This is a genomic window from Brachybacterium phenoliresistens, from assembly GCF_039530785.1.
In the GTDB taxonomy this organism is placed as follows: Bacteria; Actinomycetota; Actinomycetes; order Actinomycetales; family Dermabacteraceae; genus Brachybacterium; species Brachybacterium phenoliresistens.
The window spans coordinates 149,720-163,075 of the sequence record NZ_BAAAOW010000008.1; the positions used below are offsets into that span (position 1 = coordinate 149,720).

Consider the following 13,356-nt stretch of genomic DNA (forward strand, 5'->3'; position numbering starts at 1 on the left):
TGATTCCGTCGCAACGCGATCGACCGGATTGATTCCGTCGCTTCCCGACGGGGAAGCGACAGAATCAATCCGGTCGATTGGCCGGGCCAGGCCGAACGACGCTGGGTAGGTGCCGAGCGGGTCGAGCGGGTCGAGCGGGTCGAGCGGGCCGAGCCGGGCCGAGTCGAGCCGGGCCAGGCCAGGCGGGGCCAGGCCAGACCAGACCAGACCAGGCCAGGCCAGGCCAGACCAAGCCGGCCCGGTCCGGGCCGCGCCGAAGCGGGGCCGGACCGGGCCGGGAGGGTAGGGGCGGGATCAGATCTGGGAGGCCACCACGTAGACGATGCTCGAGACCGCGAAGGCGACCAGGGCGATCGCGGTGCCGACGACGGACCAGGTCTTCAGCGTGGTCGTGGTGTCGAAGCCGCAGAACCGGCCGATCAGCCAGAAACCGGAGTCGTTGACGTGGGAGAAGCCGATGGATCCGGCGCCGATGGCGACGATGATCGCGGCGATGGCGACGGGGTTGAGGTCCATGGCCATCACCGCCGGGGCCATGATGGAGCCGGCCGTGGTGGCGGCGACCGTCGCCGAGCCCTGCGCGATGCGGAATGCGGCGGCGACGAGGAACGCCGCGACGATCACGGGCAGGCCCACCGCATCCAGGCCGCCGGCGACGGTGTCGCCGATGCCCGTCTCGGTCAGCACGCGGCCGAAGGCGCCGCCCGCACCGGTGATGAGGATGATCGAGCAGACGGGGGCGAGGGCGTCGTCCACCAGGGAGGACAGGGCCGCGCCGGCCTTCTCGCCCTTGCGGGGCAGGATGTACAGCAGCAGCATCGCCGCCAGGGCGGAGATGAGCAGCGCCATCGAGGTGGTGCCCACCAGGCGGGAGAGCTGGTAGATCCCGTTGTCGGCATCGACGGTGCCGCCGGCCTCGAGGGTGGACATGACGGTGTTGAAGCAGATCAGCACCAGCGGCAGCAGCAGGGTCGCGATGACGGTGCCGAAGGCGGGGCGCTGCGCGGCGGGGACATCGGCCGGCTCGCCCAGCAGGGTGGGGACCGGCATGTCCGGGTAGCGCTTGGCGATGATCAGCGACAGGCGGTAGCCGGCGAGGTAGAACGTCGGGATCGCGATGAGGATCGCGACGATGGTGACCACGCCGATGTCGGCGCCCATGACCGTGGCCGCGGCGGTCGGGCCGGGGTGGGGCGGGGTGAGGGCGTGCATGGTGAGGAACGCGCCGATCGAGGGCAGCACGTACAGCATGAAGGAGCCGCGCAGGCGCCGGGCGACCGTGTAGATGATCGGCAGCATGACGATGAAGCCGGCGTCCAGGAAGATCGGGAACGCGTAGAACATCGAGGCGACGCCGAGCGCCAGCGGCGCCTTCTTCTCGCCGAAGGTGTCCAGCATCTTGTCGGCGAGCACCTGGGCGCCGCCGGACACCTCGACGAGCCGTCCGAGGACGGCGCCGAATCCGACGAGCAGCGCCACCGTGCCGACGGTCTTGCTGAATCCTTCGATGATGACGTTCACGGTGTCGCCGACGCCGATCCCGGCCGCGAGGGCCGTGGCGACCGAGACGATGGTGAGGGCGAAGAAGGCATGCATCTTCGCCTTGATGATGAGCAGCAGCAGTGCTGCGATCGCCACGACGGCGATGGTGATCAGCAGCAGCGTCGGGCGCTCTGCGATGACGATGGGGTCCATGGTGGAAACGGCTCCGGTTCCGGGGAGGAGAGGGTCGGGTCTGATCGTGCGGCCGCGCGCAGCGGGCCGTGCGGCCTCACGATCGGATCGGGGCGGTGGGGCGGGGCGACGCGCCCGTCAGGCGGGGCGCCGGCGCCGGGCACCGGCCCGGGGATCAGATGGCGGTGCCGCGCGGGGCGGGGCCCAGCTCGCGCAGCAGCTCGCGCATCTTCGCGTAGGCCTTGTTGCGGTAGGCGATGAGCTCGGCCTTGGTCTCGTCGTCGTAGTCCTCGACGAGGCCCTTGCCGTTCTTGAGGCCCTTGCGGTCCGCGGCGGCCGCGTCCTGCAGCAGCTTCGGGGTCGACAGGCGCTCGCCGTAGGCGTCCTCGAATGTCTTGAAGGAGTTGGCGTACACGTCCAGGCCGGCCTGGTCGGCGATCGCGAAGGGACCGAAGAAGCCCAGGCGGAAGCCGAAGGTGGTGCGGACGATGGTGTCGACGTCCTCGACGGTCGCCACGCCCTCCTCGACGATGGAGGTGGCCTCCTTCAGCAGCACGTACTGGAGGCGGTTGAGCACCATGCCGGGGGTGTCGGCGACCTGGGCGCCCTCGCAGTCGGCGCGCTGCAGCAGGTCCTTGATCGCGTCGATGGCGACCTGGTCGGTGGCCTCGCCCGCGACCAGCTCGACGCCGGGGATGAACGGCATCGGGTTGGAGAAGTGCACGGTGAGGAAGCGCTCGGGGTTGGTCACGGCCGGGGCCAGCACCTTCACCGGGATGGTGGAGGTGTTGGTGCCGATGATCGCCTCGGGGCGGGCGGCGGCGGAGACGCGGCCGAGGACCTCCTGCTTGACCTCGGGCAGCTCGAAGACGGCCTCCTCGATGAAGTCCGCCTCGGCGACGGCCTCCTCGATGGTCTTGCCGGCGGAGAGGTTCGCGGCGATCTTCTCCGCGTGGCCGGCGGGGATGAGGCCCTGCTCCTCGGAGGCGCGGGCCTCGGAGACGATGCGCTCGAGCGCGGCATCGGCCGCCTCGACGCTGACATCGGCCAGCTGGACGGGAAGGCCGGCGGCGGCCAGGACCTGGGCGATGCCGCCGCCCATGTAGCCGGCGCCGACGACGGTGACGGTCTGGATGCTGGAGACGGGGGAGATGCTCATGCGGAGTTCCTTTCGAAGGGTGCGCGCGGGGCGCGGGACGTGCGGAGGAGCGATGCGGTCCGGCCGGGGGCCCGGCCGGGGGCGGCGCGGCCGGAGCCGGCGCGGCCGGATCAGACCATGTGCTTGCCGCCGTCGACGAAGACGCTGTCCCCGCTGACGAAGCTGGCATCCTCGCTGACCAGGAAGCTGATGAGGCCGGCGACCTCCTGCGGCTGGCCCACGCGGCGCAGCGGGATGTCGGCGCTCATGCCGGCCTTGCGCTCGTTGGTGAGCTTTCCGCCCATGATGTCGGTGTCGATGGGGCCGGGGACGATCGAGTTCACGGTGATCCCGTGCTGGCCCAGCTCGCGGGCGCCGCCGCGGGTCAGGCCCAGCACGGCGGCCTTCGCGGCCGCGTAGCCGATCTTGGAGAAGGTGCCGCCGCCGTCGTAGGCGGTGATCGACGAGGTGTTCACGATCCGCCCGCCGAGGCCGTGCTCGATCATGCGCTGCGCGGCGGCCTGCATCATGAACAGGGTGCCCTTGGCGTTGACCGCCATGACGCGGTCGAAGGTGGCCTCGTCCAGTTCGAACAGGGAGGCGGGGCTCGCGATGCCGGCCAGGTTGACCTCGGCGATCACGGGCGGGAGCGTCTCGTCGATGCGCGCGAAGGCGGCCTCGACGCTGGCGGGGTCGGCGATGTCGACGCCGATGCCGACGACGGTGCGGCCGCTCTCGGCGGCCAGCTCGGCGGCGAAGGCCTCGACGGCGTCCCCGTCGATGTCCAGGACGGCGAGGTCCCAGCCGCCGGCGGCGAGCTTGCGGGCCACGTGGCGGCCGATGCCGCGCGGGGCGCCGGCCCCGGTGACGACGGCGGTGCGCTTCTCGGGGAATCCAGAGGGCTGAGAGGTCATGCCAGCTGCTCCTTCGCAGGTCAGGGGGTGCGCAGGGTGCGCGATCGGAGGTGCGCGGGCCACGGGGCGCGCGGGGGCGGCGGGACCGGGGAGATGCTCCCCGGCCCCGGCCGGTGGCTCAGAGCTCGGCGGAGGCCAGCACCTGGCGGATGTACTCGCGGTTCTCGGCGATGACGCCCAAGGAGTCGGAGCCGTAGTGCTCGCAGCAGAACGGCCCGGAGAAGCCCAGCTCGAGGGCGCGCAGGATCACCTGGCGGTAGTTGATGTAGCCGTACTTCAGCGGCATCGGGTCGGAGCTGTAGGCGCCGGTCGCGGTGTCGACGTCGCGCGTGTAGTTCTTGATGTGCCAGAAGTTGGCGTAGGGGAGGACCTTCTCGTACATCGCGGTGGGGTGCTCCATCGGCCGATGCAGGCGCACCAGGTTGCCCAGGTCCGGGTTCAGGCCCACGGCGTCGTGGTCGACGTCGGTGATGAAGGCGACGGCGTCGTCGGGGGTGCCGATGTACGTGTCCTCGTACATCTCCAGGCTCAGCTGGATGCCCTGGGCCCGGGCGTGGTCGCCGAGCTCGCGCACCCGCTCGATGGCCAGGTCGCGCAGCGCCGGGTCGTCGACGTGGCCGTCCTCGAGCCAGAACCACACGGCGGCGGCCTGCTTCTCGGTGATGGCCTGCATGAAGCCGGTGTTGACGACGAGGGCGCCGAAGCTGGGGGCGAGGTCGATCAGGCGGTGCGCGTCGGCGAGGTTGCGCTCGCCGTGCTCGCGGTCGACCACGGAGTTGCGGGTCATGGAGATCGAGGGGATCGAGATGCCCTCGCCGTCCAGCACGGAGCGGAACTCCTCGACGCGGGCGTCGGAGAGGGAGGCCAGGGGCACCCAGGCGTCGGTGGGGTCGATCTGGTCGATCCCGAGCGCCTTGACCTGGCGCAGCTGGCTGGCCCAGACCGTGGCGGGCGCGTCCTTGATGTGGCCGCCGTCGGGGGCGGTCGCACCGAAGGACAGCATGTTGGCCGCGATCGGCCAGGTCTCAGCTGTGAACATCGTTGTCTCCTTCGAGAAGGTCAGGTTCCTATAGGATCAATCCTCGCTGTGGCGCTGTCAACCCTGTGGCCGCTGCCCGGAGGGCGGCCAGCGGGCGGAATCGTCGGCCGTGCGCGGCATCCCCGGGGCATCCGCGCCGATCAGCGCGGGATCCGTGCCGCCCGGTGGTCCGACCTATCCGCCCTGCGCGCCGTGGCGAGGCTCACGGGGGTTCGAAGGGGCGGGCGCGGCGGGGCGGCCGCGCCGCAGGCGTCCCGTGCGGGCCCCGCGCGCGGCTCCGTGCCCGCGACGGCGGAGCATCTGCCCTGCGTGCTGCTCTCTCCCGTCCCGCCGATCCGAGATGGTGCCCCGGCGCCGGTGCGGCCCGGGCTCGCGGCGGCGGCGTGAGCGAGGTCTCCTCCGCGGCGCTGCGGGGTCCCTGAGCTCGGGAGCGGGCTCCCATCCTCCGCGCGGGTCAGGCATGCTGAGAGACGAGACCCTTCCGCGACACCCCTGTTGCCTATAGGATTATCTCGACTCTGGGCGGCCCTGTGCCGCCGACCCCGTACTCGGCCGGTGCGGAAGCGCTGCGCGGCACGTCCCACCACGGAGGATCCACAATGACGTATCTCTTCAACTCCCCGTCCGACTTCGCGGCCGATGCCGTCGCCGGCCTCGTGGCGGCGCATCCCCAGCACGTGGCCTCGGTCCACGGCGGCGTGGTCCGCTCGACCCAGACCCCGCAGGGACAGGTCGCCCTCGTGATCGGCGGCGGCTCCGGGCACTACCCGGCCTTCGCCGGCTGGGTCGGCCCGGGCATGGGCCACGGCGCCCCCTGCGGCAACGTGTTCGCCTCCCCCTCCTCCTCGCAGGTCTACTCCGTGGCCCGCAACGCCGAGAACGGCGGCGGCGTGATCCTCGGCTTCGGCAACTACGCCGGCGACGTCCTCCACTTCGGCGTCGCCGCGGAGAAGCTGCGCGCCGAGGGCGTGGACGTGCGCATCATCCGCGTCAGCGACGACATCGTCTCCAACACCCCCGAGAACCACCGCGACCGCCGCGGCATCGCCGGCGACCTGCCCGTGTTCAAGATCGCCGGCGCCGCCATCGAGGCGGGCGCGGACATCGACGAGGCCGAGCGGATCGCCTGGAAGGCCAACGACGCCACCCGCTCCTTCGGCGTCGCCTTCGAGGGATGCACCCTGCCCGGCGCCGCCGAGCCGCTGTTCCACGTCGAGAAGGGCCAGATGGGCGTCGGCCTGGGCATCCACGGCGAGCCCGGCGTGCGCGACGAGCCCCTGGGCACCGCCTCCGAGATCGCGGACCTCCTGGTCGAGGGCATCCTCGCCGAGCAGCCCGAGCGCGTCGAGGGCGGCTACCAGGGCCGCGCCGCCGTGATCCTCAACGGCCTGGGCACCGTGAAGTACGAGGAGCTGTTCGTCGTCTACGCCCGCGTGGCCGAGCGCCTCGCCGAGGCCGGCATCACCCCGGTGCGCCCCGAGGTCGGCGAGTTCATCACCAGCCTGGACATGGCCGGCGCCTCCCTCACCCTCGTCTTCCTCGACGAGGAGCTCGAGCAGCACTGGCTGGCCCCCGCCGACACCCCCGCCTTCCACCGCGGCGCGATGCCCGAGGTCGAGCGTCCCGCCCGCGAGTCCTTCTGGACCGCGGACGCCGTCGAGATCCCGGCCGCCACCGAGGAGTCCCGCGCGTACGCCGCGAGGATCAGCGGCGTCCTGGACCTGTTCGAGCAGGTCTGCGCCCGCGAGGAGGCGGAGCTGGGCCGCCTGGACGCGATCGCCGGCGACGGCGACCACGGCCAGGGCATGGCCTACGGCTCCCGCGGCGCGGCGGCCGCGGCCCGCGAGGCCTTCGCCGCCGGGGCGGGCGCGCGCACCGTGCTGGTCCACGCGGGCGACGCCTGGGCCGAGTCCGCCGGCGGCACCTCCGGCGCGCTCTGGGGCGCGGCGCTCACCGCCGCCGGCAGCGTCCACAGCGACGACGCCGCCGGCTCCCCGGCGCAGACCCTGCAGTCCCTGCGGTCCGGCATCGACGCCATCCAGCGCCTGGGCGGCGCGAAGGTCGGCCAGAAGACCATGATCGACGCGGCCGTCCCCTTCCTGGAGGCCCTGGGCAGCGAGGACCCGGCCGATGCCGCCGATGCCGCCCGCCGCATCTCCGAGGCCGCCGCCGCCGCGCGCACCGCGGCCGATGCCACCGCGGACATCACCGCGGAGAAGGGCCGCTCGCGCGTGCTCGGCGAGAAGAGCCTCGGCACCCCGGACCCGGGCGCGCTGTCCTTCTCGATCCTCATGGCCGAGCTGGGCGCCCACCTGGCGAAGTGACCCCCGCACCACCCCCGCAACCCAAGGAGAGCATCATGACGTGGAAGATCGTCGTCGGAGGAGACAACGCAGGCTACGGCTACAAGGAGGAGCTCAAGGCCCTCCTGGAGGCCGATGATCGCGTCGAGTCCGTGACCGACGTCGGCGTCACCGGCCGTGACGACGCCGAGCTGTACCCCAACGTCGCCGTCGCCGCCGCCGAGAAGGTCGCCGCCGGCGAGGCCGACCGCGCCCTGCTGATCTGCGGCACCGGGCTCGGCGTCTCGATCGCGGCGAACAAGGTCAAGGGCGTGCGCGCCGTGACCGCGCACGACCTGTACTCCGTGCAGCGCTCCGTGCTCTCCAACAATGCGCAGGTGCTGTGCATGGGCGAGCGCGTGGTGGGCCTCGAGCTCGCCAAGGAGCTGGTGAAGGTCTGGCTGGACCTCGAGTTCGACCCGACCTCGGCCTCCGCCGAGAAGGTCGACGCGATCTGCGCGTACGAGGGCGAGTGACCTCACCTGCCTGACCCGTGCCGGGCGGCGGCCTCCCTGTGCCGCTGCCCGGGCGCGATCCACGGGACCAATACGGGGACATGGCGCATATTTCGGCCCATGTGCCCGTATTGGTCCCGTGGGTCGGCGGCTCCCGGCTTGGTCCCGTGGGTCGGCGGCTCCCGGCTTGGTCCCGTGGGTCGGCGGCTCCCGGCGGCGACCCCGTGTCGGCTGCCGCACCTCTCACCTCTTCTCCCGCCTCCGAAAGGGCCCTGCCATGACCGACCTGTGGATCGGCACCAGCTGGAAGATGAACAAGACCCTCGACGAGGCCCGCGCCTGGACGACGGGACTGGTCGACGCGCTCGGCGACTCCGCGCCCGCCGGGATCCAGCCCTTCGTCATCCCGTCCTTCACCGCGACCACGACCGTGCGCGCGCTGCTGGGCCAGGACTCGCCGGTGCTGCTGGGCGTGCAGAACGCGCACTGGGAGGACGCCGGGGCGTGGACCGGGGAGGTCTCCGTGCCGCAGGCGAAGGATGCCGGGGCCCAGCTCGTCGAGATCGGCCATTCCGAGCGTCGCGAGCACTTCGGCGAGACGGTGGAGACCACCCGTCTGAAGGTCGCCGCCGCCCTGCGCCACGGGCTCACCCCGCTGCTGTGCATCGGCGAGGACGCCCAGGTCAAGGCCGAGGGCGGCTCCAGCGCGTTCATCCTCGAGCAGGCCGCCGGCGCCCTGGACGGCCTCGACGCCGCGGAGCTGTCCCGGGTCGTCATCGCCTACGAGCCCATCTGGGCCATCGGCGAGAAGGGCCGCCCCGCCACCGTCGAGGAGCTGCGCGAGCCCTTCGCCGCCCTCGCCGAGGTCTACGGCGACCGCGTCGCCGGACTGCTCTACGGCGGCTCCGTCAACCTCGACAACGCGGCCGACCTGCTCGGCATCGAGCACGTGACCGGCCTGTTCGTCGGCCGCACGGCCTGGAAGCTCGAGGACTACCTCGAGCTGCTGCGCATCGCCGAGGCCCATCGGGCCGGCTGACCCCGCCGACCGCCGGCCGTCAGTCGTCGGCCGCCGGTCATCGGCCGCTAGCCGTCAGCTGCTAGCCGTCGGCACAGGCTGCCGGCGTGGCCTGTGGTCGGCGCGGCCTGCCGTCGGCGGCCTCAGGCGCCGTCGACGGGCGTGCGGACCAGGCGCTCCGCGGCGGTGCGCATGTGCGACTCCATGGCGCTCGCGGCGGCCTGCGGATCCCGGGCGGCGATCGCCTCGCACACCGCCCGATGCTCCCGGATGGCGACGTCGATGTCCGCCGGGTCCTCCACGCCGCGCTCGAACCACACCCGCAGCAGCGAGCGCGACGTCGACAGCAGCGCGGCGAGGATGGGGTTCCCGGCCATCGCGGCGAGGTGCTGGTGGAAGGCCATGTCCGCCTCGATGTAGGCGGCGGCGTCCCCACGGGCGGCCTCCTGGGCGGCGACGAGCTCCTCCAGCCGCGCCACCTGGTCGGCCGCCGGCTCCCGTGCCGCCTCCTGGGCCGCCGAGCGCTCGAGCGCCCCGCGCACCACGGCGAGGTCCTCCGTCGCGTCCTGGTCCACCAGCAGGCTCCAGGAGAGCGTCTGCGGCAGCAGCTCCGAGGTGGAGGCGCGCAGGTAGGTGCCGGATCCGGCTCGGGTCTCGACCACGCCGAGCACCTCGAGCGCAGAGATCGCCTCCCGGATCGCCGAACGTCCCACGCCCATCGCCTCGGTCAGCCGACGCTCCGAGGGCAGCCGGTCGCCCGGCCGCATGGAATCGCCCAGCAGCACGTCCAGCAGGCGGCTCGCCACCGATCCGCTGGGGGAGCGGGAACCCTGCGCGTCGCGGCGCAGCAGATCCAGCGGGTCCACCGGCTCGGAGGGCGTGCGCGGATCGGAGGCCGGGGCCGGCGCAGCTGCGGAATCGGATCGGGACGGGCGGGAGGTCTCGGGCACCCGACCAGACTAGTGCGCCCCGGCTCCGGCGTTCCGGCCGCACGGCGATGCCCGCCGCGGCGACCCCGCCCCTTGCATCGGCGTTCCCGCGCCCACCGTCCCGTTCTTCATCGTCCCGCGATCTCGCTGTGCGGCGAGCACCTGCGCGCGGTCGGTCAACTGGTTGACCAGTTGGGGGTGGCGAGGTTAGCGTGAGGCCACGCGCCCGGCACGACCGGCCGGGGCGGACCACGACGAGGTGACGCGGATGGACATCGGGATCGGCACGTACGCGCTGTTCTGGGAATGGCAGGACGCCAACCCGCGGCCGATGAGCATCGCCGGGATGCTCGACCGGGCGGCGGAGCTGGACTGCCAGGTCTTCCAGATCTGCGACGACCCGTGCGTGGACGGACTCTCCCGGGCGGAGCTCACGGCTCTGCGCGATCAGGCACGCGACCTGGGGCTGCGCCTCGAGCTCGGCACCCGCACCATCGGCCCCGACCATCTGCGCCGCTACCTCGACATCGCCGAGGCGCTGGGCGCCCCGGTGCTGCGCTCGATGATCCAGCGCCCCGAGATCGCCGGCGGCCGCGATCAGGCCGTCGCCGCGCTGCGGGAGGTCCTTCCGCGGCTCGAGTCGCAGGGCGCGACCCTCGCCCTGGAGACCTACGAGCAGGTCCCCACCGCCGAGCTGATCGCCGTCGTCGAGGAGGTCGCCTCGCCCCACGTGGGGATCTGCCTGGACCCCGCCAACTGCGTCTCCGCCCTCGAGCATCCCCGCGACGTCGTCGAGCGGACCGCCGCGCACGTGGTCGACCTGCACGTGAAGGACTTCCGCTTCGACCGCGCCGAGGGCTGGGTGGGCTTCACCCTCTCCGGCGCACGGATGGGGGAGGGCCTGCTCGACCTCGACCACGAGCTCGACGCGGTCTATCGCGAGGGGCGCACGCCTGCCGCGATCGTCGAGCACTGGCTGCCCTGGCAGGGCGACCTCGAGACCACGCTGCGCATCGAGCGCGACTGGACCCGCGCCACCCTCGACGCCCTGCGCACCTCAGCGCAGGCCGCCCCCGCGCCCGCACCCTGACCATCGGCCATCGGCCATCGGCCATCGGCCCATCGGCCCATCGGCCCATCGACCCATCGGCCCAGCCCGCACCGCACCCGCCTTCACCCCGAGCAAGGAGATCACCATGACCACCGATCGCAGCAAGGACCTCAACCCCCTCAAGGGCAAGCAGGTCGACCTCGATGCGAGCCTCACCGTCGCCGTCGTCGGCGCCGCCGGGAAGATGGGCACGCGCGTGTCCAACAACCTGAACCTCACCGATGCGACCATCCATTACTGCGAGTCCTCCCCGGCGGGCCGCGAGCGCGTCGAGGCGCTGGGCCGCACCGTGAGCAGCATCGACGACGTCGCCGGCGAGGCCGACGTCGTCATCCTCGCCGTGCCCGACGTGGTCCTCGGGACGGTCTCCGAGTCCGTGGTCCCGCAGATGAAGCCCGGCTCCGTGCTGCTGACGCTGGACCCCGCCGCCGCCTACGCGGGACTGCTCGCCACCCGCGAGGACGTCTTCCAGGCCTGCGCCCACCCCGCCCACCCCTCCGTGTTCCTCGAGCGCACCACCCCCGAGGAGTGGGCCGACACCTTCGGCGGCATCGCCGCCCCGCAGGAGGTCGTCGCCGCCTTCGAGGGCGAGGACCAGGAGGCGAAGGGGCGCCTCGAGCAGGTCATCCGGGCGATCTATGCCCCCGTCATCGACGTCCACTGGGTCACCGTGAAGCAGCTCGCCCAGCTCGAGCCGACCCTGGTGGAGACCACCGGATGCATGATCGGCCAGTTTCTCAAGGACTCGATGGACCACGCCATCCACGAGAAGGGGATCCCCGAGGACGCCGTGAAGGCGATCTTCTACGGCCACATCTTCATCTCCCTGACCAACGCCCTGCGCGGCTCCAACCCGTTCTCCGACGCCTGCCTGCTGGCGATGGACTACGGGCGCGAGGCGATCATCAAGGACGACTGGAAGCGCATCTGGGACGACAGCGAGCTCGACTCCGTCATCGCCACGATGCTGAAGCTCGACCGCGCCGAGGAGCGCTGAGCACCCCCACCCCCGATCCCGGGCGGCGCAGCGCTGCGCCGCCCGGGGAGAGGCAGTCATGAGCACCGCATACCTCATCGGCGTCGCCGTCCTGGCGATCGCCATCCTCCTGTTCACGGTCATGAAGCTGAGATGGCCGGCCTTCATCTCCCTCCTGTTCGTCTCCGTCCTCACCGCGGTCCTCGCGGGCATCCCGATCCAGGACGTGATCCCCACCGTCATCGAGGGCATGGGAGGCACGCTCGGCAATGTCGCCCTGCTGGTCGGCCTCGGCCCCATGCTCGGCGGCATCATCGAGAAGACCGGCGGCGCGGAGATCATCGCGCACCGCGCGGCGGAGGTCCTCGGCGAGAAGCGCCTGGGCCCGGCCCTGCTGATCGCCTCGGGCCTGGTCGCGATCCCGATCTTCTTCGACGTCGCCTTCATCATCCTGGTGCCGATCATCTTCAGCTTCGCGAAGGCCGCCGGGCATCGCTCGCCGATCGCCCTGGGCGCCCCGGTCGCGGTGCTCATGGTGTTCATCCACAACGCGGTGCCGCCGCACCCGGGGATCGTCGGCTCCACCACGCTGCTGGGCCCGGAGCAGCTGGGCCTGGTGACCGTGCTGGGCATCCTGCTCGCGATCCCGATGGGCTTCCTGGTGTTCTTCCTGTCCGGACGCATCATGCGCAGCACCACCTTCTCGGTCTCGCCCGAGGTCGCGCAGAAGTACGCCGATGCGGGCGCGGCCCGGTTCGTGGCCGCCCGCGCCGGCGCGGTCACCGTCCCGGCGGGCTCCGGCGGCTCCCTCGCCGCCGGGTCCGGGTCCGGGGCGGGCGGCGCTCAGGGAGCATCGGCCGATGCCGACGCGCCGTCCGGCGCCGACGCCGCCCCCGCGCGCCGCGTCACCGAGCCCTCGGCCGCGACGGTCATCGCGATGATCCTGCTGCCGATCCTGCTCATCGCCTGCGGCACCATCGGAAAGGTGCTCCTGCCCGAGGGGTCGCCCGCCCTGAACGTGCTCTCCTTCCTCGGCGCCCCCGGCTTCGCCCTGCTCGTGGCGGGCCTGCTGTCGATGTACATCCTCGGCTTCCGCCACGGCTGGGGTCGCCAGGACCTCGCCGACGTCATGGACGGCGCCCTCGGCCCGGCCGCCATCGTCGTGTTCGTGACCGGCGCGGGCGGCGTGTTCGCGAAGGTGCTGACCGTCTCCGGGATCGGGACGGCCGTCTCGGGCCTGCTGGTCGACGCCGGGGTGCCGGTGCTGCTGCTGGCGTTCCTGCTCGCGCTGATCTTCAAGGTGGCGCAGGGCTCGGGCACCGTGGCGACCCTGACAGCCGCCGGGCTGGTGCAGTCCACGGTCCTCGCGGGCGACTTCTCCGCGATCCAGGTCGCGCTGATCATCCTTGCGATCGGCATGGGATCGCTCGCGCTGTCGCATATCAACGACTCCGGCTTCTGGATCATGACCCGCTTCCTGGGGCTGTCGGTCGCGGGCGGCCTGAAGACGTGGACGCTGATGTGCACCGTGCTCGGCTTCACCGGGATGGCGATCATCTCCCTGGCCTGGCTGATCGTCTCGTAGATCCCCGGCGGATCCCGGAGGCCCCGGGCCGCCGCCACGATGCCGGAGGCCCCGGAGACGTTCCCGCGGGAACGCCTCCGGGGCCTTCGACCATGGTCCCCCGTTACCTTGTGAGGGCCCCGATGGTCGGGGTCTGGTCGCTCGGCCGGGTATGGCTTTGTTGCCCTGCCATCAA

11 protein-coding genes are annotated in these 13,356 nt (G+C 72.2%); 6 read left to right on the forward strand and 5 right to left on the reverse strand.

Annotation, left to right across the window (positions count from 1 at the left end; translation table 11 throughout):
- Positions 1 to 294: 294 nt before the first annotated feature.
- The 4 genes from ABD234_RS15650 to ABD234_RS15665 form a co-directional block, all read right to left on the reverse strand.
- On the reverse strand, positions 295 to 1,695 hold the full coding sequence (locus ABD234_RS15650) for a GntP family permease (RefSeq protein ID WP_344358176.1): 1,401 nt from the start codon (positions 1,693 to 1,695) through the stop codon (positions 295 to 297).
- 154 nt (positions 1,696 to 1,849) lie between these two features.
- The gene (locus tag ABD234_RS15655; protein ID WP_038371664.1) at positions 1,850 to 2,833 is read right to left on the reverse strand and encodes a 3-hydroxyacyl-CoA dehydrogenase family protein; all 984 of its coding nucleotides are present in this window, start codon (positions 2,831 to 2,833) and stop codon (positions 1,850 to 1,852) included.
- 110 nt (positions 2,834 to 2,943) lie between these two features.
- Complete coding sequence (locus ABD234_RS15660) at positions 2,944 to 3,726, reverse strand: SDR family NAD(P)-dependent oxidoreductase (protein ID WP_344358180.1); 783 nt, start codon at positions 3,724 to 3,726, stop codon at positions 2,944 to 2,946.
- 118 nt (positions 3,727 to 3,844) lie between these two features.
- The gene (locus tag ABD234_RS15665) at positions 3,845 to 4,765 is read right to left on the reverse strand and encodes a sugar phosphate isomerase/epimerase family protein (protein ID WP_038371667.1); all 921 of its coding nucleotides are present in this window, start codon (positions 4,763 to 4,765) and stop codon (positions 3,845 to 3,847) included.
- A 599-nt stretch (positions 4,766 to 5,364) separates the two neighbouring features.
- On the opposite strand from ABD234_RS15665, the gene ABD234_RS15670 reads away from it, so the two are divergent.
- The 3 genes from ABD234_RS15670 to ABD234_RS15680 all read left to right on the forward strand — a co-directional run bounded on the left by ABD234_RS15670 (position 5,365) and on the right by ABD234_RS15680 (position 8,601).
- On the forward strand, positions 5,365 to 7,089 hold the full coding sequence (locus ABD234_RS15670; protein WP_344358184.1) for a dihydroxyacetone kinase family protein: 1,725 nt from the start codon (positions 5,365 to 5,367) through the stop codon (positions 7,087 to 7,089).
- Positions 7,090 to 7,124: 35 nt separating this feature from the next.
- Positions 7,125 to 7,583 (forward strand): ribose-5-phosphate isomerase, encoded by a 459-nt coding sequence (locus ABD234_RS15675; protein WP_344358186.1) that lies wholly within the window; start codon positions 7,125 to 7,127, stop codon positions 7,581 to 7,583.
- Positions 7,584 to 7,839: 256 nt separating this feature from the next.
- Positions 7,840 to 8,601, forward strand: a complete 762-nt coding sequence (locus ABD234_RS15680; RefSeq protein WP_344358189.1) for a triose-phosphate isomerase — start codon at positions 7,840 to 7,842, stop codon at positions 8,599 to 8,601.
- 122 nt (positions 8,602 to 8,723) lie between these two features.
- On the opposite strand, the gene ABD234_RS15685 is transcribed toward ABD234_RS15680, so the two are convergent.
- Positions 8,724 to 9,530, reverse strand: coding sequence for a FadR/GntR family transcriptional regulator (locus tag ABD234_RS15685; RefSeq protein WP_344358192.1), 807 nt, complete (start codon positions 9,528 to 9,530; stop codon positions 8,724 to 8,726).
- Between the two features lie 247 nt (positions 9,531 to 9,777).
- On the opposite strand from ABD234_RS15685, the gene ABD234_RS15690 reads away from it, so the two are divergent.
- The 3 genes from ABD234_RS15690 to ABD234_RS15700 all read left to right on the forward strand — a co-directional run bounded on the left by ABD234_RS15690 (position 9,778) and on the right by ABD234_RS15700 (position 13,181).
- Positions 9,778 to 10,599 (forward strand): sugar phosphate isomerase/epimerase family protein, encoded by an 822-nt coding sequence (locus ABD234_RS15690; RefSeq protein WP_038371673.1) that lies wholly within the window; start codon positions 9,778 to 9,780, stop codon positions 10,597 to 10,599.
- A gap of 106 nt (positions 10,600 to 10,705) precedes the next feature.
- The gene (locus ABD234_RS15695) at positions 10,706 to 11,617 is read left to right on the forward strand and encodes a phosphogluconate dehydrogenase C-terminal domain-containing protein (RefSeq protein ID WP_344358196.1); all 912 of its coding nucleotides are present in this window, start codon (positions 10,706 to 10,708) and stop codon (positions 11,615 to 11,617) included.
- A gap of 58 nt (positions 11,618 to 11,675) precedes the next feature.
- The gene (locus ABD234_RS15700) at positions 11,676 to 13,181 is read left to right on the forward strand and encodes a GntT/GntP/DsdX family permease (RefSeq protein WP_344358198.1); all 1,506 of its coding nucleotides are present in this window, start codon (positions 11,676 to 11,678) and stop codon (positions 13,179 to 13,181) included.
- Positions 13,182 to 13,356 lie beyond the last annotated feature (175 nt).

Excerpts from the sequence above, each read along its gene's own strand:
- ABD234_RS15650 (WP_344358176.1), bottom strand. The coding sequence starts at position 1,695 with ATGGACCCCATCGTCATCGCAGAGCGCCCGACGCTGCTGCTGATCACC.
- ABD234_RS15655 (WP_038371664.1), bottom strand. The coding sequence starts at position 2,833 with ATGAGCATCTCCCCCGTCTCCAGCATCCAGACCGTCACCGTCGTCGGC.
- ABD234_RS15660 (WP_344358180.1), bottom strand. The coding sequence starts at position 3,726 with ATGACCTCTCAGCCCTCTGGATTCCCCGAGAAGCGCACCGCCGTCGTC.
- ABD234_RS15665 (WP_038371667.1), bottom strand. The coding sequence starts at position 4,765 with ATGTTCACAGCTGAGACCTGGCCGATCGCGGCCAACATGCTGTCCTTC.
- ABD234_RS15670 (WP_344358184.1), top strand. The coding sequence starts at position 5,365 with ATGACGTATCTCTTCAACTCCCCGTCCGACTTCGCGGCCGATGCCGTC.
- ABD234_RS15675 (WP_344358186.1), top strand. The coding sequence starts at position 7,125 with ATGACGTGGAAGATCGTCGTCGGAGGAGACAACGCAGGCTACGGCTAC.
- ABD234_RS15680 (WP_344358189.1), top strand. The coding sequence starts at position 7,840 with ATGACCGACCTGTGGATCGGCACCAGCTGGAAGATGAACAAGACCCTC.
- ABD234_RS15690 (WP_038371673.1), top strand. The coding sequence starts at position 9,778 with ATGGACATCGGGATCGGCACGTACGCGCTGTTCTGGGAATGGCAGGAC.
- ABD234_RS15695 (WP_344358196.1), top strand. The coding sequence starts at position 10,706 with ATGACCACCGATCGCAGCAAGGACCTCAACCCCCTCAAGGGCAAGCAG.
- ABD234_RS15700 (WP_344358198.1), top strand. The coding sequence starts at position 11,676 with ATGAGCACCGCATACCTCATCGGCGTCGCCGTCCTGGCGATCGCCATC.